The organism is Pseudomonas sp. Ant30-3 (assembly GCF_000690905.1).
In the GTDB taxonomy this organism is placed as follows: Bacteria; Pseudomonadota; Gammaproteobacteria; order Pseudomonadales; family Pseudomonadaceae; genus Aquipseudomonas.
Window position 1 is genome coordinate 109,775 of sequence record NZ_JMCL01000013.1, and the last position, 20,752, is coordinate 130,526.

Here is a 20,752-nt window from a genome sequence, read left to right on the forward strand (position 1 = left end):
AACAGGGAGCACACAATGTTCAACTCAGCTAACGAAACGCATTTCAGCCTGACCGTGAAAGATTACGACGGCGACCTGCAAGTGCTGTCGTTCACCGGCACCGAAGGCATCAGCCAGCCGTATCGCTTCGACATTGAACTGGTCAGCGAAAACCCCGATCTGGACCTGGAAAAGCTCCTGCACAAACAGGCATTTCTGGCACTCGATCCACAAGGTTCCGGTATCCACGGCCAGATCTACCGCGTTGCCCAAGGCGATGCCGGCAAGCGCCTGACCCGCTACAAAATTTCCCTGGTGCCGCGACTGCAATACCTGCATCACCGCACCAACCAGCGCATTTACCAGCAGATGTCAGCGCCGAAAATCATTGCGCTGATTCTTGAAGAACACGGCATCAAAGGCAACGCGTACAGCTTCCAGCTCAGCCAACCGTGTCCGGACCGCGACTACTGCGTGCAGTACGACGAAACCGACCTGCACTTCGTCCAGCGCCTGTGCGAAGAAGAAGGCATTCACTACCATTTCCAGCACACCAGCGAAGGTCATCTGCTGGTGTTCGGCGATGACCAGACCGTGTTCCGTAAACTCGGGCAACCCACCGCCTACGTACAGGGCAGCGGCATGGTCGCCGACGAACCGGTGATCAAAGGCTTCAAGCTGCGCCTGGAAACCCGCACCAGCCGAATCACCCGCCGCGACTACGATTTCGAAAAACCACGGCTGCGACTCGAAGCCGCTTACAAACCTGATGTGCAGAGCGAAGAGCCGGACCTCGAAGATTACGACTACCCCGGCCGCTTCCTCGACCGTGCGCGCGGCAAATTCCTCAGCCAGCGCGCCCTCGAACGCCATCGCGCCGACTACCAGCAAGCCGAGGGCAACGGCGACCAGACGCGTCTGATCAGCGGCCATTTCCTGGAGATGTCCGACCACCCGCGCACCGAGTGGAACGACCTTTGGCTGCTCACCGAAATCGTCCACGAAGGCAAACAACCGCAAGTCCTCGAAGAGTCGGTGACCAGCGACACCACCGCTAACAAAGACGACTTCCACCAAGGCTACCGCAACCGCTTCCTCGCCACGCCATGGGCGGTGTTCTACCGCCCTGCGCTGGAGCACCCGAAACCGCGCGTCCTCGGCAGCCAGACCGCCCTGGTCACCGGCCCCAAAGGTGAAGAAATCCATTGCGACCAGTACGGCCGCATCAAGGTGCAGTTCCACTGGGACCGCGAAGGCCAGGCCGACGACAAAACCAGCTGCTGGATGCGTGTTTCTTCAAGTTGGGCGGGTGACCGCTATGGCGCCATCGTCATCCCGCGCATCGGCATGGAAGTCCTCGTCACCTTCCTCGAAGGCGATCCCGACCAGCCGTTGGTGACCGGTTGCCTGTACCACAAGGAAAACCTCGTTCCCTACGACCTGCCGGCAAACAAAACCCGCAGCGTGTTCAAAACCCTCAGCTCACCGGGTGGCGGCGGGTACAACGAACTGCGGATTGAAGACAAGAAAGGGGCGGAACAGATCTACATCCATGCCCAGCGTGACTGGGATGAAAACATCGAACACGACCAGAAAATCCGCGTCGGTAACGAACGCCACGACACCGTGGAAAAAAATACCTATACCGAGCTGAAAGCCGAAGAGCACCGCACCACGATTGCGGATCGCAAAGTTGAAGTGCGCCTGGATGATCACCTGACGATTGGGCAGAACCAGCATGTGAAGCTGGGCACCGCACAGCTGACCAGCGTCGGGAGGGAGATTCACCTGAAGGCTGGGGCGAAGATTGTGATTGAGGCTGGGGCTGAGCTGACGATCAAGGGTGGTGGCAGTTTTATCAAGTTGGATGCGGGTGGGATTACGGTTGTTGGGCCGGTGGTGAAGATCAATGCCGGTGGGTCGGCGGGGAACGGGACGGGGATTGGGATTAAGCCACCGGTGCTGCCGGGGGCGGCGGATAGGGATAAGGCGGGGAGTTTGATGGAGCAGGCGTTGGGGAATGCGCCCGAGGAGCAGATCAAACGCAAACCAAAACGAATGCTTAATTTTTCCGGCTAATAGACACCGACGGCAATCCAAGCCACCAGGGATCAGAATTCAGGTAATTGGTAATGACTGAGACAACGACAAGCAAAGTAGAAAAATGGGCGTATCCGCTGAAAGTAGGGACGGCAGAGGCCACGGATCCGCAGCAATTTTATAAGGCATTGGCGAAAGCCAAGGATGGTTACTATCCGCTAGGTGCCAATGGACTTTGGCACGGTGGTGTTCACTTTGACGAGGACACGGGGTTGGTGGGAGATCTGACTGAAGTCAGATGCATTGCTGATGGGGAGGTTGTGGCGTATAGGATTGATGATGCGTATCCGAAATCTGACTTTGGCTCGGCACAATCAATTTATTCAACTGGTTTTGTTCTGGTTAAGCATCGACTTGAGGTGCCTGCGCCTCCTGCAACCACCCCCGCACAGGGTACGGCGTCTGGCGCACAGCTGGCAGCCGGGCCAAGCCTGATTTTTTATAGCTTGTACATGCACTTGCTCGATTGGGATAACTATAAGAAGAATCCGACATTGACTCCTCCTGGCTTCTGGGGGAAAGGCTTATACAAGGTTAAGGCGAGTGCGCCGGATAAAGCGTTAGGCCTCCGGGTTCGAAGTGGCAATTCTGGACAGCACCCGGTGGTGGCAGTTTTGCCGCGTGGAACTACCGTAGTGACTCAACCTGCACCAGCCGCTGAAAATTGGGTAAAGATTGTCAGTGTCACTCCTGAAGTTGCAGGACTGCCTGCTGGTACAGGTTGGGTATTTAAGGGGCAGTTGAAAGACCTCGGAGAGGGGAAGTACCTCGTAGGCAATGACGCCCTAGACTCGCTACCAGGGGGCGCACAGCGCGGCGCAAATGTACGTAGTGCCCATACAGCCGGACTGCCTCTTAGCCATCTTTCACCAGGTACGCAAATAAGGCTCGGTGACGATGCAACGCCTAATAAATTTAAAAAATTGGTGGAGATCGTGAGTGGTTCATCGAACCCTGCTTTGACACCGGGTACGGATGGAAACCTCCCAGGTTTCATTTGGTCCGATTCGCTTGAGCCAATGAGCGAGCCGCATAGCCCATTGGGAAGCGTCATTTCCTTAAGTCCGTCGTTCAAAATCAAGGCTGGCGAAGTCTTGGGGCATATAGGAAAGTATCAAAATCAGTCGGATGCGGCCCCGAGAAACTTGCTGCATCTAGAAGTGTTTTGCTGTGAGGACATTCAGGCCTTTGTCACTCAAAGCCAAAGCAAAGCAGGAGCCTTGCCAACGGATCAGAAAAATCTGATGAAGGTTTATAAGGGCACCAAACTTATTACCCACCGAGCTGACATCACCAGCAGCAATCCGCCCAAGATCAGCGATGAGGGAATACTGATTGGTTATGATTTGGTTGTCGCGGTCAGCGTTCTGGAGGCAATGCCGGCCGAAAACAAAATCAAGGAAGGTACTGCCCAATGGTGGCGCCTCGAAGGACTTCTGGGTGACGACCAAGGCAACACCATCAGCGGTTGGCTGCGCGAACAAGACCTGATGATCACCCGTCACAATTCGTGGGAATGGGAAGGGTTCGAATTTATAGAAGAAACAGCCGACAACACCGAACATCTGGTTGCCAATCTGCATGATCTTAACCTGCTTACCGAGGACGAAAAAGCCTCGTTTGTGCCCAAGGCCAGCACCTCCACCAACGGGCCGGTTAAAGAGCGGCTGTACAATATCATCGACACCGACAAGAACGACAAACTCACAGTTACCGAAATTCGCGCTGCATTGGCCAAACCCTGGTTTGCGCAATCCGTTTCATCGCTGGCAACCAAGTATGAAAGTGAATGGCTCTATAAATCTGAGAAATGGGACGCGCTGGACGAACTGATGGGGCATACGGCCTCATATCCCAATGTAAATTGGGTGGCTGAGAAGAAGCGGATCGAAAAACTGGGGTGGTGGGGCGAGTTAGTTGGAAATGAAGGGCTTAGTGCGGATGGGAGAGTATGGCATATACACAGTATAGGTTTAATACAGAACTTTGCGTCAGTGTCATCAGAGTTGATATCAAAAGTTCAAATGGAAAAAATGTTTCCCAGTTCTTCTGATGGGAAACGCGAAGAAGTCAGAGAGATCTTTAATAGGTATGCAGCGCGTTTTGAGATTAATACACCTGCACGGATTGCACAGTTTTTTGCGCAAGTTAAGACTGAGGTCGGGGCGGCACTTGTAGGTAAGTCAGAAAGTCTTTGGTATTCAGTATCAGCATTAAAAAATTTGTTCAAAAGATATTTTGATACGTATCCTGCGGAAGCGGAGCAACTAGGTTATAAGCGCATTGAAATGGTTCAATACAATGCTCTAAGCCCCGCAGCGAGAAGTGCTTATACTTTAAATGGTGGGAAGGCATACTCTCAGTTGCCCAAGCCCGATGAAATTGCTAAGCGTGTATATTGCTGTTGTTCAGCCTCGGGAAACTTTGTGTTGACTTCTGGAGGCTGTGCTGAGGGGTTGAGTTACAAGGGGAAAGGGTTTATTCAGCTTACATGGAAGGCGAATTACAAGGCAGTCGAAGATGTTCTAAAGGCTAAGTTGCCTGAAGAAGCGATTGATATTGTTGCCAATCCTGATCAATTGCTTGATACAAAAATAGGTTTGTTGTCGGCGATGGGTTTTTGGGAGTGGCAACATCTAAACACTAAAGTTGCTCCAAACGTGGAGAGTACTGACAATATTACCAAAGTTGTGAACTTGAAAACTGAAAGCTATGCAGAACGTCGCACGAATTTCACCGAAATTTATCAGGTATTCTCACAATGATTGGTAGAGCTGATTACGTTACGCTAATTGCATCAACTATCTTGCTTGCAGCGGTTCCGGTTATTTGGGCGGGAGAAGGTACTGGCCTACCTGCCAGTTCTAAAATACTCAAAGCTTTAAATGTGAATCTGATCGAAGGGTTAGAGGATCAAAAGCTATTGGTACTGAAAGCAGAGCCAGGTGATGAAGCACAACGGCTACTGTTAATCGCTGATGGGGCTAATCCGTCTGTGATTATGGAGTCAAAATTAGCTTTGCCACTAATTAAAAATATATATTCTCCTGCTAGCTACGATGGGTTTGATGTTGGTACTTCGACCGCTGTGAAAAACGTTGTGAATGTTGTGGATGTACAAGGTGAAAATATTCCTTTGAAGTATGCCACTTTAAGTTCAGGAGAGTATCTGGATTTAAGAACAACTGAGGAAGATAATGCGAAATATAACTTCAATTTGCAGTTTCAATATGACCTGCAAACAAAAAAAATGGTCCTAAAAAATTTGCTTCTTGTGACGAATAACGACTCGTGCGACCGGTCGCTGCTCGGCGTGTATGCGTTACCGCTAGGTCGTTTAAGCTTGAAGTCATTAGATGAGTTTAATGGTGCTGATGCATTCGAATATTTGAAAATGCTGCACATGGAAAGCCAGTCTGGAAAAAACAGTCGCGAGAAGCTTATGCCGGTGGAGGTTGGCAATAATTTTGATAAAGCTCTTGCGGCTTATAAGCAAGGTAGTAAAGACCGTTTTAATGAATTGATGGATTACTTTATTTCCGGTGGAGGCGAAGACTCCATGTGTGCACCTGAGACCTATGTAGTAGAAAAATACTATTTTTCAAATAATCCAGGGTGGTCGAATGACCTTGGATTTTTATTTGAACAGTCGGGTCATTATGGTGAAGCTGTTGAACTGCTCAGTTATATTGTGGTAAGTAATCCGGATAGGATAGTCGCTTATTTGAATTTGGCTGATAGTTATTGGGGTCTTGGCAGCAAAAAATTGGCTGCGGAAAACTACAAAAAATATCATTCGCTAATGGTGCAGTCTGGAAAGGTTGAAAAAATTCCGAAACGGGTAATTGAACGAAGCTAAAAGTGCAGGAGGGTAGTTTGCTTATTGTTTTAGCTGAGTTCTACAATACATGCGCCCCTTTCATTTTTAATCATGGATGTACTAATAGATAGAGTTGTATTTTTGCGGTTCGTAGTGATTTTTATGGGTGGGTCATGGCGTTCTACGTCTATTCTATATTTTCTGTATTAGTGTTGGTTTCAGTTTCGGCTTAAGCGGAGATTACTAATGGTTTCAACCGTACTTCAGGCCAGTTTTTTACGTGATGGAAGTTAGATTGTTAGTGGGAGTTACTTGGAAAGGGGGCGGATTTATTTATGATGGATGCGTCGTCAATAAATAAATCCGCCACCTTCTGTAAGACACTGTAGAAATTACTTCATTATGGACGTGTGATCTATGAAATATTTTTTACTGTTGATTAGCTTGCTTCCTGCAGCTGCATGGTCTTCTGTAGGTGATTTGTGCAATCTGGAACAAGATCCCATAAGTTTTATTACTGATTGGAACTCTGGAAGCAGTAAGACGAAGTTGTTATCAACCCAAGATGGTAAAGAGTTTTTGATCGACCACGGTCGTATCCTATATGTTGGTGACCTGAATAATGACGGAAATGACGATTTTATCTTTGAAGCATCAACAGGTGTTGGTTCAAGTGGAGATCAAGTTTTTAGCTTTCTACTTCAGTGCCATGGCTACCTAAAATTGCTTGGTGCAGATTACTTTGCCAAGGTGGAGGTAGTGGAAAAAGAGAACAAACAAAAGAACTATTTTAAGGAAATTAAGATATATTCATACAAGCGAAACTCGGATGGCAGTATTCAGCACAAAGGTGGCATGCCTTTAACCACTCCACACATTTGGAAATTTAATGTCGAATCTCAGAAGTACGAAGGGAAGTCAAAGTAGAAAATAGGGTGTTTATAATCGACTGGTCAGGAAGTGAAAAGGGCAGGATTTATTTATGATGATGCGGTCGCCAATAAATAAATCCGTCCCCTCCAGATTCTTCTCCTATGCAAAAATTAGGCTTAGAGAAAAATGGACGGATTTATTTAAGTAGGGTTTGGTGTCGCTAATTAGATCCGCCCCAATTTCTTCGGTAATTGTAAAAGCGCTAAATGGCCTGGGAATACCGCACGAAGAAACCAAGGCTTACGACGAAAAACTAATTGATGCCATCTGTAATTAGCGAGGCAGAAAGATTGTAGGAGGTACATCAGATGGTCAGTTGTACTATTTTTCGAAAAATTCCATTGCAGTGCAGCAGGGCGTAGCAGACCGATTTGTTTCAGAAAAGGCGAAAGCACAGGGGCGATTGAAAGATGAAAGCGGCTACTAATATTTTGGTGTTTGTTGTTGCAGTGCTTTTTGCAAGTATTTCAATGGCTCAAAACAGTCTGTCGCTTTACGTTTCCAGTTCAGGAAGTGCAGCTATAACTGAGGTGCAAGGAAGCACCTCGCTGCTAGTTCTTGCTGGGGGAAACAATAGTGGACAGCCTACGTCGGGCAGTTGCGTAATCGCAGCAAGTTTAACAGCTGTAGAAGGAGGCTTTAAAGGTAACCTCTTTCCAATCAGCACGGGCATAAATAGCTATAGTGAAAAACAAGCGTTGGGAAAAAAAATAAACGTTGACAGAAATCCCACGGCTATAGTTATAACTGATGTGGATGATGTGGGTATTTGTGCATTAGATAATAGTTTGGTTAATCGCTACGGGAAAGTTTTGGTCAATGATAAGAAGCATAAAATTGTTTATGCAGAAATGATTGATCTCGCTCACGCTAATGCTCTTTCATTATTTAAGGAAGGAAAAAAAGAGCAAGCCGTTATTGGGCTTTCTCCTTATGCGGAGAACTATAAGTCTGCTTGGCTGGCTGATAAAGAAATAGCTGGTGTAGTTGTTTCAGCGATAAATGATTATGCCTATTTTCTACAGGAGAACAATCAAGCAGCGGAATCTATCTCGTTTTTAAAAGATATCGTAATAGTTCAGCCAAACAGAGCGGTCGCGTGGTTGAATTTGGCGGATTCGAACTGGGCGGTTGGCAACAAAAATGACGCGGCAAAACAATATTTTGAATACAAAAAGCTCATGCTGTCGGTAGACAGAAAGTCAAAAATTCCGGCGCGAGTATTTGAGCGTTCTGAAACTTGAGAGCTCTGTTGGAGTGATCTCGATATTAGAAAGTGGGCGCCCGTTATTTGGTAAGTGACTTGCATCAAAACAAGTTCGTCCGCTTTCCTTTGTCTGGCAAGTACAGACTGAGAGTCAGGCCAGTACGCTTCCAACAAAGAAGACAGAACAAGTGACTGATTTCTTTATGTTGGGTAAGGTGTCACTAAATGAATCTACCCCTGGTTTCTTTTTATCTCTTATAACCGCAAAATAAAACTCCATACTACTAGCTATGGCGAAATATGAACTCAGTTGACCAGGATTAGGACAAATGAAAAAATTATTCGATAAGAAAATAATTGTTGTCGCTTTGCTTGGTGGTTGCATCGGCTATGCGAGTGCCTCTGATTTTTTAGTGATCAGCCGGGATGTCACAGGCGACGGTAATCTGGATCAAATCAAACTCACAAATAATAACACTGAGCTTTACACGTTAAGTGTCAGTTCCGGTGGTAGGGAGCTATTCAGGAATGAAGCTCTTGTCCCGAAGGCCATAAAAAATAGTGGCGGATTAGAGGTTTTTCAAGGTTTAGATGTGGCAGATGGGAATATATCAATTCGGTATCGTTTTTGTAGTCCGTCTAGCAGCGTCTGCTATCTAGAAATGTTGTGAGTATTTTTAAGGACGGAAAGTTTTCTGTTTCACGAGAAGAAGTCGTAGCCAGTGCAGATAAAATTGCATTAACAGGTATCTTTTATCGAAAGCCAACCGTTCCATTGGAGTCACTGACTTACCAGTCGCTTATAGAAAATGATGACAGTGCGACGAAATTATTTGCCGGTACTTATGGCAGTTGCGTGATCAAAATGGGTGGATATTCGCTAATGAAAATCTCTGATGAGTTGGAGAAAGATTCACCAAGTGATTGGGTTCTCAAGGATGGTTGTATTACTCCCGCGTTAGTCTCTGCTTTGCAGGCTCAGAAATATTTATCGCCTAAGGCTGCGTCCAGCTATTTTAGTAAGTCTGGAGCCAGCTCGATTGTTGAATGAATAACCAAAGCTATAGAAAAGTGGCGGGTTTTTTAAGTTGGGTAAGTTCTAGTCCTTTCTTAATAAAAATTAACGTTGGGGGCGAGGGATTTGCTTTTTTTAATTGCTCATGTAGCATGATTTAAATGGAGCAAAATTGATGAATAAAATTTTTGTAGTGGCTATCATGGTTTGTTCCATGTACGCATACGGAGACAGTGCAAGTTATCCTTTGACCCCTGATTTTAATAGTGCGGGTAAGGTCGAGTTTACAAGAGTCGAAGGCGAGGGCGGCCAAGTATTGGAAGGCAGCCTTATCACCCATGACGGCCATCGAAAAAATGTTCCTGATACATGTAAGCCGGAAGGGGGGAGCGCTGAGCTGGTTGATGCGTATACTGTTAAGGCGAAAGCAACTTATTTTCTGTTTACATGTGCTTGGCCCGTTCAGCATTCGGGAATTGGACTCAATGGAATTCAATACGATACCTACGTGTACACAGGTAAAAATCTTGCCTCAATTGAAAAAAACAAAACGTTTTCCCAGCGTCTGTCGGGTTATGAAGGAAGTCTGGAGGAAGGTGGTATTAGTTATGCTTGGTATGTGACGCGTAAAGTCGCCGAGCAGAAGCTTAAAGAGCTTGAAGCTGGAGACGCTGTTGACTCTCTGATGATGGCTCATGCCATAGTTTTGACACGCTTGAAAGATGGTGATTATCAAGCGATACAACATTATTTGAGTTCCGAGCGTATTCAGCAATTGCGTACAAATTTTCCTGTAAGTAAATCCACCTTAATTGCCTATAATGATTTGGGTTACGCTCTGGGAGAGTCCAATTCAAATGGCTTGGCGTACAAGATATTAAAGGAAGTCGAAACGATCGCTCCAGATAGAGTCGTACTCAAAATCAACATCGCCGATGTGCTATGGTCGTCCGACAAGGAGGAATCGAAAAGGTACTATAAAGAATACGTTGAGCTGATGCGCAAATCCGGAAAAAGTAATTTGATACCTGCTGAAGCGCTTGAGCGCAGTACTTACTAGATAATGCAAAATGCTGGCCTGTCTAATAAGCGGTAAGCGGCGGATGGCTGTGATGAGGTTCGACTTTATGACGTTTTCGAAATTGGTGCCCTTAATTTGTGTTTTTCACTTGGGGCACGCAGCGGCTGAGATTCCCAATATTGGCTCTGTCTCGGAAGTCGGGGCTGGCCGCGTTGGAAATAACGTTGTCAGGTATATAAAAACATTCGGTAGTAGTTGTCTTGACGTTCAGGTGATTAGCCCTGACAAAAACTGGAGCGTTTTGTCTTCTTCAAACTTTTGTACCTTTGAAGGTAAAAAATTCGGTTCGGATTTTGCTGATGCTGGTTTCGAGGATATTACGGTGGAAGCTGACGGTCTTCATTTGACACTCAGCCTTACCCCTTTGCAGCCAACCGGTGAGCAGCGCAGAGGTTGTGTCATCCCTGTCGCAGCGGAGGTGATTAAAGATTTGAAGTGTGCCGAAGCAGGGAAATAACTGAGCAGGTTCGGAATAATTCGTGTGTATTCTCAATTGAAGGGATTGCAAAAAATAGATCTGGCTCCTTTTTGGGGTGTGTGCATCAGTACAAGGAAATAGTTTTGAATAAGTTTTTTTTGTTGGTGATGTTTTTCTGTACTCCGGTTGTGGCCGCTGAACCGATCTTTCAAACTCTCAAGTCGTGTGCGCAGGACGTCAGCGTCACGAATAGTTGCTCGGTAGTGCTAGATAGCAATGGTTATGTGATAGATGCCGGTTCCGACCAGAAGCTATCAGACACGGCGGAGCCGACTGGGGCTTTGAATTTGGTTGAGCTTTATCGGGATGGAAGTCGATACGTTCTGGCTCATGAAAATTTTTCCAGGGCTCAGTCCCGCCGCTGGTTGGTGTTTGGATACGAAGGTGGAAGAATCCAACTGCAAAGGATCTACATCTTCTCATTAGATACCTCCAAGCAGTCTGGGCCTTACTGGCACGGTTACGACTGCCGACCTGACTCCGAGCCGTTCACTCCGCCAAGCGGTGTGCCTTTCAGCGAATCAGCTATGCAGGCACTGTGTGGAGATGTTGAGGGTGACGTAGTAGTGGTGCCGAAAGCGCCAGGTATCTCCATCCCCTCCAAATCCTGGGCCGTGAGTGTTCCCGTGTATAGAGCCCTCACCCGTGTCGGCGCTGCGACCTACCTGTTTCGAGGAAGTGAGGAGCCGGAATTGCAGACATTCTCCTGCCTGTCCAATTGTGTTTCCAGCACATCGGAAAAGGCCGAGACCCCTGCGGGGACTGCTTCATCTAAGTCAAGTGTTTCCGCTAGCGCCAAGGAAACCTGCAACCCCGATAGCTTCACCAATCCTGACTTAATCATGTGCGGCCAGCAAAGCTTCGAGAGAGTCGACGCTGTGTTGAATGAGCAATACAAGAATACCCTGACCATCCTGGCCCCCGCAGACAAGAAGCAACTGACCGACGTACAGAGAAAGTGGGTGCGCTTCAAAGAGGCCTACTGCGAGGATATGTATCTGGCCACTTTTCCAGGGGCGGAGGCGCCAATAGACAAACTCGTGTGCTTGGCGCGTGCAACCACTGCCCGGCTGGGTGAGCTTATTTATCTACAGACAGGACTGCCAAATGATGGCTTTTACAAAGCTGCATCGTTGATGGCAGGGCAGGATGGCGAAAGGGGCTTGAAGGCCTCGATCAACTTGCTGGCAGGGGGAGATTTCGACGATCCGGTTTGGAAGCAGTACGCGGACGCGCACTGCGAGATGAGTTTCCGTCTGTTTCGTGAGGGCCGTGCTCATTGTGTTCTGCGAATGCGTTTTCAGTTACCCATGAATCGCTAACGGTACGAGCTCACTGCCCCAGATAGGCTGTCGGTGGTGCGTTACGGTTAATCAGGAAAGGGGACTTAACGTCCCCTTTTTCTATTTGCGGTTCGGCTAAACCTTCGCCCGATGCTCCGCCGCATCCGACGAATCAATATGATCCAGCGCTCGCTCCACCAACAAATGCACACCGTCCGCCATTCTGCTAAGTGCCAAGGCAATGGATCGCCGTGAACCTTCTACACCATCGGCCAGATCGGCAGCGATTGCGCTGATGGACAGCAGATCCTCTGAAGCATTAGCCAGTAGCGTTTCGGTGTGGAGGTCGGGGGCGACGATGAAAAGCGCACCGTCGCGTCGCTTTGATTGTTTCTCCCCCGCTGTGCCGAGGTGAAGATCGAGGGCGCGTTCGGCGGCTTCGTGGAGTTTTCTCGAATCGAAGGATTCGTAGGGGGAGGTGGCTTGGTGTTCTGGAGAATTGGGAGCCGGATGAGTCATAGGTGTAAATCCTTTGGAGTTAAATTGGTTTTTCTCCGGTTTCGGACTTGCACATCCGGTCGCCATTTTCGCAGCAACGAAACTAGGTTATCGATGAGGATCGGAGTTGCCTAGTTCACGAACAGCACCGCGTCTTGAAGGAAACGTCCGAGGCCATCGCAGCCACTTTCAGCAGATGAGCCTGCGTTTTAAACGCGACAGCTGCCGGTCGAAAGATCATCAATAAAACCACCCCCGCGATTAATCACCCAACCCCCCATTTTCCTTTAGACTTGCTCCCTCCCAGGAAGACCTCAGGACACGGAATGCCAGTCCCCTCAAACACCCTTCGCTCCGCGCTCGTGGTTTGGCTGTATGCCGCCGCCATGGTGCATCTGCTCGTCGGCCTTGTGCTGACCTGGGCGGGCCATTCGGGATTGCTCGATGGCTACTTGCTGACCATCGAACAAGCTTTCTGGGCAACCGACGTCGTACCCATCACCGCCCGTGCCCAACAAGTCTGGTGGGTTGCGATATTCGGCGCCACGCTGCAGAGCTTCTCTCTCTACATGCTTGCCCTCGTGCGCATCGGCCATCGAACGAAAAGTCCCATGGCGTGGGGCTGGTTGATTGCCGGCATCGTGCTGTGGGCGCCGCAAGACATGTGGATCTCCGCTCAGGCCCGGGTCTGGTCGCACTTGTGGGTCGACAGCCTGGCGCTGCTCACCCTGCTGCCGCCGCTGATCTGGCTGTATCGTCATGACCGTCGCGCAATCGCGGTAAACAACACGCCGAGCGAGTCGGCAACGCCTTGAAGCACCTTCGCGATCTGGCCTGAGGACCACCCATGAGCAAGCCTCTTATGTACCTGCTGGCTGGCAACGGTGGCACCGCCGAGTGGTGGGATGATGCGTTGCCGCATTTTCAGCGCTATCAGGTGGTACCGCTGGAGCTGCCAGGCTTTGGCAACAATCCTGAAGGCCCGTGCGAAGACCTCGGCGCTTACGCTCAGGCGTTGCTGACGGCGACGGTCAAGGGCAGCGCGATTATCGCGGTCGGGGTCAACGCGTTGCTGGTGTTGCATGCACTGCAACGCCAGCCCGGACACTTTTGCCGCAGTGTTCTGTTGGCGCCGGTGGGGGCTTTCCTGTGGCAGAGGCGTCTGCCGGCGTTGATGTCGCCGCTGCCGATTCGCAAGACCATTCACTGGCTGCTGTCGAACAAACCCGCGCTGTTTGCGCACAAGTTTTCCAACCAGACCTGGACGCCTGCGCAGTATCAGCGCATGGGCGCCGGGTACGCACGTTGTCGCGCGTTTGTGCCGTACTGGGACTTGGTGCGCGCTGATACCGCGTTGCCGCTGCTGGAGTGGATCACCGACCCGATCGAGCTGGTCTGGGGTGATCAGGACAATGTGCTGGGCATCGAACAGGCCGCGGCATGGTCGGCCATTCTGGCCCGCGCGGATCTGAGCGTCAGCCTGAAAACTGGTTGGGGGCATTACCCGTGGATCGACTCGCCGGCCGAATTCGCCGAGTGGCTGGAGTCGGGCGAGCGCGGGTTCGTCGCCCACACCAAGGGTGGTCGGTTGCGTCTGGCCGAGTTGGCCGGGCAAGCGGTGCCGCCAGCGCTGTCGCTCAACGCGTGTGATGATTCACGTTTGCCGGCGTTCCTTGCGAGCCAACCGCACGCGACATGGGCGGTGCGTTCCTCGAGTTACGGCGAGGATCAGGCCGATGCGGCGAATGCCGGTTTGAGCACTACGTTCCTGCGTGAACCCACTCACAACGTGCCGGCGCGCATTGCCCAATTGTGCGCGGCGGGCGTTGAAGAGGTGGTCGTGCAGCGCTTCATCACGCCGCAGCTGTCCGGCATTGCTTTCGTGCGTCACCTGTCGGTGGAGCTGGAATGGGTGGAAGGGCATCTCGAGTCTCTGGCCGATGGTCAGGTGAGTCCTGAGCGGGCGGTTATTTCCCGACTTGGCGGCTCGTGGAGCAGCGACACTTTCAAGCCTTCTCACGGTTTGACCGCTGACGTACTGTGGCGCTTTCTGCAAAACGTTCTGCGGGTATTCCACTACGTGGCCGGCGACGTTGAGTGGGCCTGGGACGGTAATCAACTGTGGCTGTTGCAATACCGGCCGATCAGCGACTACGGCTGGCGTCGTCACCTCACGGCCGCCAACATCGCCGAGATCCTGCCGCCGCAGCCAAGCGCTTTTGTCGAATACGCACAACGGCGTGCGGCGGCCAGTATTCCGGCGATCATGGCGCGTTGGGATTCGCGTGTATTGCAGGATAACGAGCCGTTCACCGCGATATTTGGCGGCGCGTCGTACATCAACAATGATCTGTTTCTCGCGCGGCTGGCCGACTGGGGTGTCTCTGCTAGCAGTTACGCCGGTGAGGTGGGCGGAGCGACGCCGCCGCTGCCTTGGCGACCGCTGCGCTTGGTGCGTTCGCTGCCATTGTTTTTGCGCATGCAACGCATCGCGCGAGGGCATTTGCTGACGCTGGAAAAGCAGTTGCGCCGCTTCGACGAAGAACTGGCCGGGCTGATCGCCCAAGGTGCCAGCGGCCAACAACTGGCGGATTGGTTCACCCGGTTCTATGTGTTCGTGGTGCAAGGCAACCTGTGCATAGCCACCTCCCTGGCGAGCAGCGGCGGCGACTTTCTGGGCCGGCCGCCCACCGCTTATGACGACCTTGAAAACAGCCCGCATCGACTGCCTTGGGAAACCGATCCCGCCACGCCGCGCCCGGCCCTGTCGGATCTGCCATTGCAGGCGTTTCCCCAATGGTCGGGCCTTGTCCGTGTGGCCCATACGACCGGCCTGCCGGGCCTGCGCGGTTATTACTTGCAAGTGCGCGAGTGGTACCGCGACAACCTGATGCGGGTGTTTTTCCGCCTGCACCATGCCATGCCGATGGCCGACCGGGCCCATTGGTTTGCGCCGCATCCAGACATCCGAGCCCGCGCGGGCAGCTTCTGGCAGGACGGCCGTGAGGGCACCGAGCAAGCAACAAGTTTCATGATTTATCCGGGGCAGGTGCAAGGCATTCTCGGCGACGACATTTTGCTTGAAGACACGCTCGATCCTGGCCGCCACGCGCATTACCAAAGTGCGCGGGCGGTGATAGCGCGCATGGGCGGGCGCTTGTCCCACGGTTCGACATTGCTTCGCGAGTTGCGCAAACCGTCGGCGGTGCTGCCTTACGTCGATATGGCGTGGCTGGGGTGTGAGGTGCTGTATCGCGATGGTGAGTTGACGTTGGTGCGATAGTTTGTAGCGCGAATTATGATCGCCGCCAGAGACTGGCAATCATCAGTTGCAAACTGACTTGGCAGTCATTGACAGCAAAAACCTATCGATTTTCTGTAAATGGGAGTCGATAGTGCCGTTACTCACTGAAGCCGCTACACTGCCGCCCGCCGTTCATTTCTTCTTGAGGCTGCACGCATGAAATTTCGTTTTCTTCTCTGGATGCTGGGTTTGCTGATGCGTAAGGCCAGTCGGACCAATCCCGCGTTTCAGCAGCAGTTGGGTGACAAGGAATTAGTCTTCCAGCTTCAAACCCTGGACGGGAAAGTGGCGCGGCATTTCTTCGTGAAAGATCAGCGCATTACCAGTAAATCGGGCGTGTACCCCGAGCCGGCGTTTGCGATTGCCTTCAAAGATGCGGCGTATGGCTTCGCCACGATGCAGGCGAAGAACAAGCAGCTGGCGTTCATGACAGGGATTCAGGACAAGTCGATCCAGATCAAAGGCAACCCGGCGCTGGTGATCTGGTTTCAGGGGTTGACCAAGTATTTGAAGCCGCGCAAGGCGAAGCCGAAGGCATAGGTCCTGCCGGTAAAATCCGCCGGGATTCTTCGAGAGCAGCGAGGCCTCTTCAGTCATCAGCCTCATTAGGTTCGTGGGCAGCGAGTGGCTGGGTCCGGTACGTTCTGTAGATCTTCTGGACTTCAGGGTTGTCCATGTTCTCGTAACTAATGTCTTCCTTGTCCAGGCCGTCCAGTCCTCTGATGCCACTGATGGTTTCTGGCCACTCGTCACGACTGGCTATATCGATCACGAACGGGTTGAGGTAGTTATCGAGGTGTCTTTCGCGAGGCTCGCGGATTTCGTCGCTAAGGGCCCGAAGGTACGCATCCTTGGTAGTCCTTGACCAGTCGATGGCGAATTCGGCTCGGTAGCAGAGCTCCATGAAGACCAGCAGGATTGTCCGCCCGTTGCCGTCCAGGAAAGGGTGTGCGAAAGCCAGCTGGCCCATCACCCCGCCCGGGTGGTTTCTGAAGTGTTGCTTGTTGGCGGCGAGCTTCAATGCGTAGTCGACGGACATCTTGATGGAGTCCGGGCGCTCGAAGACGGTGCTTCGGGGATCGTTGTGAGAACCCTTGAAGACTGCCAGGTGAGGGACAAGCTCGTTCCTGTCTTTACCGGCCCAGTGATAAAAGCCGGAGAACAGAATTTCGTGAACGTTAAGTACTGTCTGGTAATCGATTAGATTTTTTTTCGCCAGATAGGCAAGCGCGTCTTCGATGCTCAATTCGAAAGAAAGATGTTCTGACTCTTTTACTTCGCTGGGATCTTTCAGCTGCAGCGAATTTTGAAGGTATCCCGCGGTATCAAAGTCGCCGAACGGATCAAAAGTCATGCGCTACGTTTCTGCGCACGCCTCTCCTGAAGATAGCGCCCTTGCAGCGCCAGAATCTCATCCTTGCTCAGAACGCCTTTCCTTTTGAGATTGACGAGCAACTGTTCGATGCCATCCAGCTCGACGACATCACCGGCCAACCGGGTAATGCTCACGGCCATACGGCTCATGCCGTCACGGCCAGCAGTAATATTGTGATCTTTAGCAAGCTTGCGGACTTGGCTTGCAACACTGACAGCGGCTGTTTGGGTCATCGGGAAGCCCTCTATTTGCCGTCAAATCATAGCAGCGGGCAGGGTTTCTGTCTTCGTGGTCTCATGGCCGATGGGGCATCGAGAATCAGGCAGACCGAAGTGGGTTTTTCGCGGGCAAGCCTTGCTCCCACCGGAGAGGCTTGCCTGCGAATGCTTTCAGGGCTGAGTGAATTGCGAAGCCAGTTCGCGCAACAACACTTCAGCTTCAAGCACCTTGTTGACGACGTCGTTGGCCTTGTCCCGCGTCAGGCCCAGGCGCTCCAGTAGGGCGTCGGGAATGTCTTCATCCGGGCCGGAGCCGACGTTGCGGCTGCGCAGCAGGCGTACTGCCAGGCACACCAGATTCGGATATTCGGCGAATGCTCCATCGTAGCTTGGGTCGTGCTGGAAGCGCAGCGCGGTGGCCAGCTCTTCGGGCATGTCCCAGTAGCGCATCAACCATGAGCCGATCTGTTCGCGGCTGATGCCCAGCAAGTGTTGCTCGACGTAGCTGTGACACAGATGCGGGTTGACCTCAAGGTGGCGGCAGATCAGCGAGAAGTGCGGCGGGAATACGTGAGCCAGCAGCAAGTAACCGAAGTTGTGCAACAGGCCGGCGAGGTAAGTCAGGCCGGCTTCCGGGCGTTGCGCGCGCGGCATGGCGCGGGTCAGGCCTTCGATGACGGCGGCGGTGTAGATCGACTGATGCCAGTACGGTGTGGCGTGTTGCGGGTGATCTTTGGGCAGGCTCATGGTTTTACCCAGGGCCAGGCCCAACGCAAGGTTGATCACCAGGTCGAAGCCCAGCACCCGCACGATCGCATCTTCTACCGAACGAATCTTGCCTGGCGAAGCGTAATACGGTGACGCGGCCCAACTGACCACTTGTGCGGCCAAGGCCGGGTCGGTTTCCACCACGCCGGTGATGTCGTCGATGGTCGCGTTAGGGTCGACGCGCAGCTTGATGATCTTCTGCGCCGTCTCGGCCAGTGGCGGAATTTCGATCGTCGCTTCGAGGCGTTGCTGAATGCGTCGCGCGGTGAACGCTTGAACGGCCTGGGTAATTTCCTTGCCATCATCGTCGGGACGGTCGAGGTTCGGGCGGATGCTGGTCAGGTTCTCGCCGAAGTTGGCGGCGCTGGCTTTGGTCAGCATCGACTTGAACGCTTCGCTGGAGATTTCCAGCAACACGCCCGGCTCGCCCGAGTTGATCAGCAACTTCGGCTCGCGCAGCAGGCTTTCTTCATAGAGACACGGCGAACTGGTCAGTGCGGGCAGACCCGGCATCAAGCTCAGGTTGTGTTTGCCGAGCATTTTTTCCAGGCGCTCGGTGGACACTGCCGTGAGGCGCCGACCAGTGAGTTCAGTGAGGCGATTGAGGTCGAGCAACTGGCTTTGCGGGAACAGGATCATCAGTGATCCTACGGCGTCGTCGAGCAAGACTGCCTGCACTTTGCGCGAGGCGTTCAGACCGTGGTGGTCGAGGACTTCTTCATAAACGATGCCCAGCTTGTCGAGCAGCATCCGAATAACAGACGGAGCATGCGGGGTTTCGGGGGCGAGGGCAGCGTCAGTCATTAGTCTGTGTCCGTATTCAAACAGTTGTCGGAGTATAACCAGCTTGTTTAACGGCATGGTCCATAAACTGCGACCGTGCTCACACTTGTCCGTATTGCTGCCCATGACGCAGCCAGCGGTCGAGCAATGGGCTGACGTGGTCAGGCCAGCGCTCGAGTAACGCTTGGGCGGCGTCGCGCACCGCGGGAAGCAGATCGGCGTCACGCATCAGGTCTGCGACCTTGAACTGGAGCAGACCAGTCTGACGCGTGCCGAGCATTTCGCCGGGGCCGCGCAGCTCGAGGTCTTTCTCGGCGATGACAAAACCGTCGTTGGTTTCGCGCATGATGCCCAAACGCTGACGACCGATTTGCGACAGCGGCGGATGATAAAGCAGCACGCAATGACTGGCAGCGCTGCCTCGACCGACCCGTCCGCGCAGCTGGTGCAGCTGCGCCAAACCGAGACGCTCGGGGTTTTCGATAATCATCAGGCTGGCGTTCGGCACGTCGACGCCGACTTCAATCACCGTGGTAGCCACCAGCAACTGCAAATGGCCGGCTTTGAATTCCGCCATGACCGCGGCTTTTTCCACCGGCTTCATGCGACCGTGGATCAAGCCCACCTTCAACTCGCCGAGTGCAGCGGTAAGGTCTTCATAAGTGGTTTCGGCGGCCTGGCAGGTCAGCTCTTCCGACTCTTCGATCAGCGTGCAGACCCAATAGGCCTGACGCCCCTCGGCGCAGGCGCCACGCACGCGTTCGATGACTTCAACGCGCCGTGTATCGGTGACCAGCACGGTGTTGACGGGCGTACGCCCGGGGGGCAGCTCATCGAGAATCGAGGTGTCGAGGTCGGCGTAGGCGCTCATGGCCAGCGTGCGCGGGATCGGCGTGGCGGTCATGATCAATTGATGCGGACACATGCGCCCGCCGACGCCTTTCTGCCGCAGCGCCAGGCGCTGTTGCACGCCAAAGCGGTGCTGCTCGTCGATGATCACCAGCGCGAGGTTCTTGAATTTCACTTCGTCCTGAAACAACGCATGCGTGCCGACCACCATCGGTGTGCCGCTGGCAATCTGCTCCAGAGCTGCGACGCGGTTCTTGCCCTTGAGCTTGCCGGCCAGCCATGCGACTTCGATACCCAGCGGTTCGAGCCAGCGCTTGAAGGTGATGAAGTGCTGTTCGGCAAGAATCTCGGTAGGCGCCATCAAGGCTACCTGATAACCCGCTTCCAGCGCCTGCAACGCGGCAAGGGCGGCGACCACGGTTTTACCGGCGCCAACGTCGCCCTGAATCAACCGCAGCATCGGCTCGTGCTGGCTCAGGTCATAGGCGATTTCGTTGCCGACGCGCTGTTGAGCGCCGGTCGGTGCGAAGCCCAGGTTAGCCAGGTATTTGGGCGGCAGCCGGGTGGCGTGGGGCATCGCCGGCGCGCGCAGCGAGCGCATGCTTTCGCGCAAGCGTTGCTGGGACAGCTGATGCGTCAGCAGCTCTTCGAAAGCCAACCGGTGCTGCGCCCAATGATGACCGAGCGCGAGTTCGTCGACATCGGCATCCGCTGGCGGATGATGCAAATAGCGGATCGCGTCGGCCAGCGGCGCCAGTTGATAGTCCCGTGCCAGCTCGATCGGCAGCCAGTCGGGAAGGCTGGTCGGGCCGAGCATCGTCAGCGTCTGCGTGCACAGCTGGCGCAAGCGTTGCTGGGTCAGGCCCTCTGTCAGCGGATAGACCGGCGTCAGCGTTTCGTCCACCGGCGGTGGTTCGTCACCGGTGATGGCGCGGTATTCCGGGTGATAGATTTCCAGCCCCGACGCACCGGGCCGCGCTTCGCCGTAACAGCGAATCCGCGTGCCGCGCTTGAGGCCTTCCTTCTGCGCGTTGCTGAAATGGTAGAAGCGCAGGCTGAGC

Annotated in this window: 18 protein-coding genes; 13 read left to right on the forward strand and 5 right to left on the reverse strand. The window is 52.8% G+C overall.

The window, feature by feature from the left end:
- Positions 1–15 precede the first annotated feature (15 nt).
- From tssI to DU29_RS1000000133125, 10 genes are all read left to right on the forward strand, one after another.
- Positions 16–2,058 carry a type VI secretion system Vgr family protein gene (gene tssI, locus DU29_RS0103515; RefSeq protein WP_028620464.1) on the forward strand — a complete coding sequence of 681 codons (2,043 nt, stop codon included), beginning with the start codon at positions 16–18 and terminating at the stop codon, positions 2,056–2,058.
- A 53-nt stretch (positions 2,059–2,111) separates the two neighbouring features.
- The gene (locus DU29_RS0103520; RefSeq protein WP_028620465.1) at positions 2,112–4,844 is read left to right on the forward strand and encodes a hypothetical protein; all 2,733 of its coding nucleotides are present in this window, start codon (positions 2,112–2,114) and stop codon (positions 4,842–4,844) included.
- Positions 4,841–5,938 carry a tetratricopeptide repeat protein gene (locus DU29_RS0103525; protein ID WP_050483062.1) on the forward strand — a complete coding sequence of 366 codons (1,098 nt, stop codon included), beginning with the start codon at positions 4,841–4,843 and terminating at the stop codon, positions 5,936–5,938. Before DU29_RS0103520 ends, DU29_RS0103525 begins: the two co-directional genes overlap by 4 nt.
- 378 nt (positions 5,939–6,316) lie before the next feature.
- Positions 6,317–6,826, forward strand: coding sequence for a hypothetical protein (locus tag DU29_RS0103530; protein WP_033050267.1), 510 nt, complete (start codon positions 6,317–6,319; stop codon positions 6,824–6,826).
- A gap of 416 nt (positions 6,827–7,242) precedes the next feature.
- Positions 7,243–8,076 (forward strand): tetratricopeptide repeat protein, encoded by an 834-nt coding sequence (locus DU29_RS0103535; RefSeq protein ID WP_028620468.1) that lies wholly within the window; start codon positions 7,243–7,245, stop codon positions 8,074–8,076.
- 292 nt (positions 8,077–8,368) lie between these two features.
- The gene (locus DU29_RS0103540) at positions 8,369–8,710 is read left to right on the forward strand and encodes a hypothetical protein (RefSeq protein WP_028620469.1); all 342 of its coding nucleotides are present in this window, start codon (positions 8,369–8,371) and stop codon (positions 8,708–8,710) included.
- Complete coding sequence (locus tag DU29_RS1000000132145; protein WP_152635511.1) at positions 8,707–9,090, forward strand: hypothetical protein; 384 nt, start codon at positions 8,707–8,709, stop codon at positions 9,088–9,090. Before DU29_RS0103540 ends, DU29_RS1000000132145 begins: the two co-directional genes overlap by 4 nt.
- Positions 9,091–9,229: 139 nt before the next feature.
- Entirely contained in the window at positions 9,230–10,114 is an 885-nt protein-coding gene (locus DU29_RS0103545; RefSeq protein WP_028620470.1) for a tetratricopeptide repeat protein, read from the forward strand.
- 67 nt (positions 10,115–10,181) lie between these two features.
- The gene (locus tag DU29_RS01000000129445) at positions 10,182–10,592 is read left to right on the forward strand and encodes a hypothetical protein (RefSeq protein ID WP_152635512.1); all 411 of its coding nucleotides are present in this window, start codon (positions 10,182–10,184) and stop codon (positions 10,590–10,592) included.
- A gap of 104 nt (positions 10,593–10,696) precedes the next feature.
- Positions 10,697–11,935, forward strand: a complete 1,239-nt coding sequence (locus DU29_RS1000000133125; protein ID WP_236645567.1) for a lysozyme inhibitor LprI family protein — start codon at positions 10,697–10,699, stop codon at positions 11,933–11,935.
- Positions 11,936–12,031: 96 nt separating this feature from the next.
- On the opposite strand, the gene DU29_RS0103565 is transcribed toward DU29_RS1000000133125, so the two are convergent.
- Positions 12,032–12,415 (reverse strand): DUF6124 family protein, encoded by a 384-nt coding sequence (locus DU29_RS0103565; protein WP_028620471.1) that lies wholly within the window; start codon positions 12,413–12,415, stop codon positions 12,032–12,034.
- 305 nt (positions 12,416–12,720) lie between these two features.
- Here DU29_RS0103565 and DU29_RS0103570 point away from each other — a divergent pair, with 305 nt between their 5' ends.
- The 3 genes from DU29_RS0103570 (at position 12,721) to DU29_RS0103580 (ending at position 16,238) form a co-directional block, all read left to right on the forward strand.
- A complete protein-coding gene (locus tag DU29_RS0103570) occupies positions 12,721–13,209 on the forward strand; it encodes a hypothetical protein (RefSeq protein ID WP_028620472.1) in 489 nt (162 codons plus the stop codon).
- Between the two features lie 32 nt (positions 13,210–13,241).
- Positions 13,242–15,677 carry an alpha/beta fold hydrolase gene (locus DU29_RS0103575; protein WP_028620473.1) on the forward strand — a complete coding sequence of 812 codons (2,436 nt, stop codon included), beginning with the start codon at positions 13,242–13,244 and terminating at the stop codon, positions 15,675–15,677.
- Between the two features lie 177 nt (positions 15,678–15,854).
- A complete protein-coding gene (locus tag DU29_RS0103580) occupies positions 15,855–16,238 on the forward strand; it encodes a hypothetical protein (protein ID WP_028620474.1) in 384 nt (127 codons plus the stop codon).
- A gap of 49 nt (positions 16,239–16,287) precedes the next feature.
- Here the strand turns inward: DU29_RS0103580 and DU29_RS0103585 are convergent, their stop codons facing one another.
- From DU29_RS0103585 to recG, 4 genes are all read right to left on the reverse strand, one after another.
- On the reverse strand, positions 16,288–17,052 hold the full coding sequence (locus tag DU29_RS0103585) for a Fic family protein (RefSeq protein WP_028620475.1): 765 nt from the start codon (positions 17,050–17,052) through the stop codon (positions 16,288–16,290).
- The gene (locus DU29_RS0103590) at positions 17,049–17,306 is read right to left on the reverse strand and encodes a hypothetical protein (protein WP_028620476.1); all 258 of its coding nucleotides are present in this window, start codon (positions 17,304–17,306) and stop codon (positions 17,049–17,051) included. The genes DU29_RS0103585 and DU29_RS0103590 overlap by 4 nt, the downstream gene beginning before the upstream one ends.
- Positions 17,307–17,462: 156 nt before the next feature.
- The gene (locus tag DU29_RS0103595) at positions 17,463–18,863 is read right to left on the reverse strand and encodes an aminoacyl-tRNA deacylase and HDOD domain-containing protein (RefSeq protein ID WP_028620477.1); all 1,401 of its coding nucleotides are present in this window, start codon (positions 18,861–18,863) and stop codon (positions 17,463–17,465) included.
- A gap of 79 nt (positions 18,864–18,942) precedes the next feature.
- The coding region (recG, locus tag DU29_RS0103600; protein WP_028620478.1) for an ATP-dependent DNA helicase RecG at positions 18,943–20,752 on the reverse strand (1,810 nt) is incomplete at its 5' end.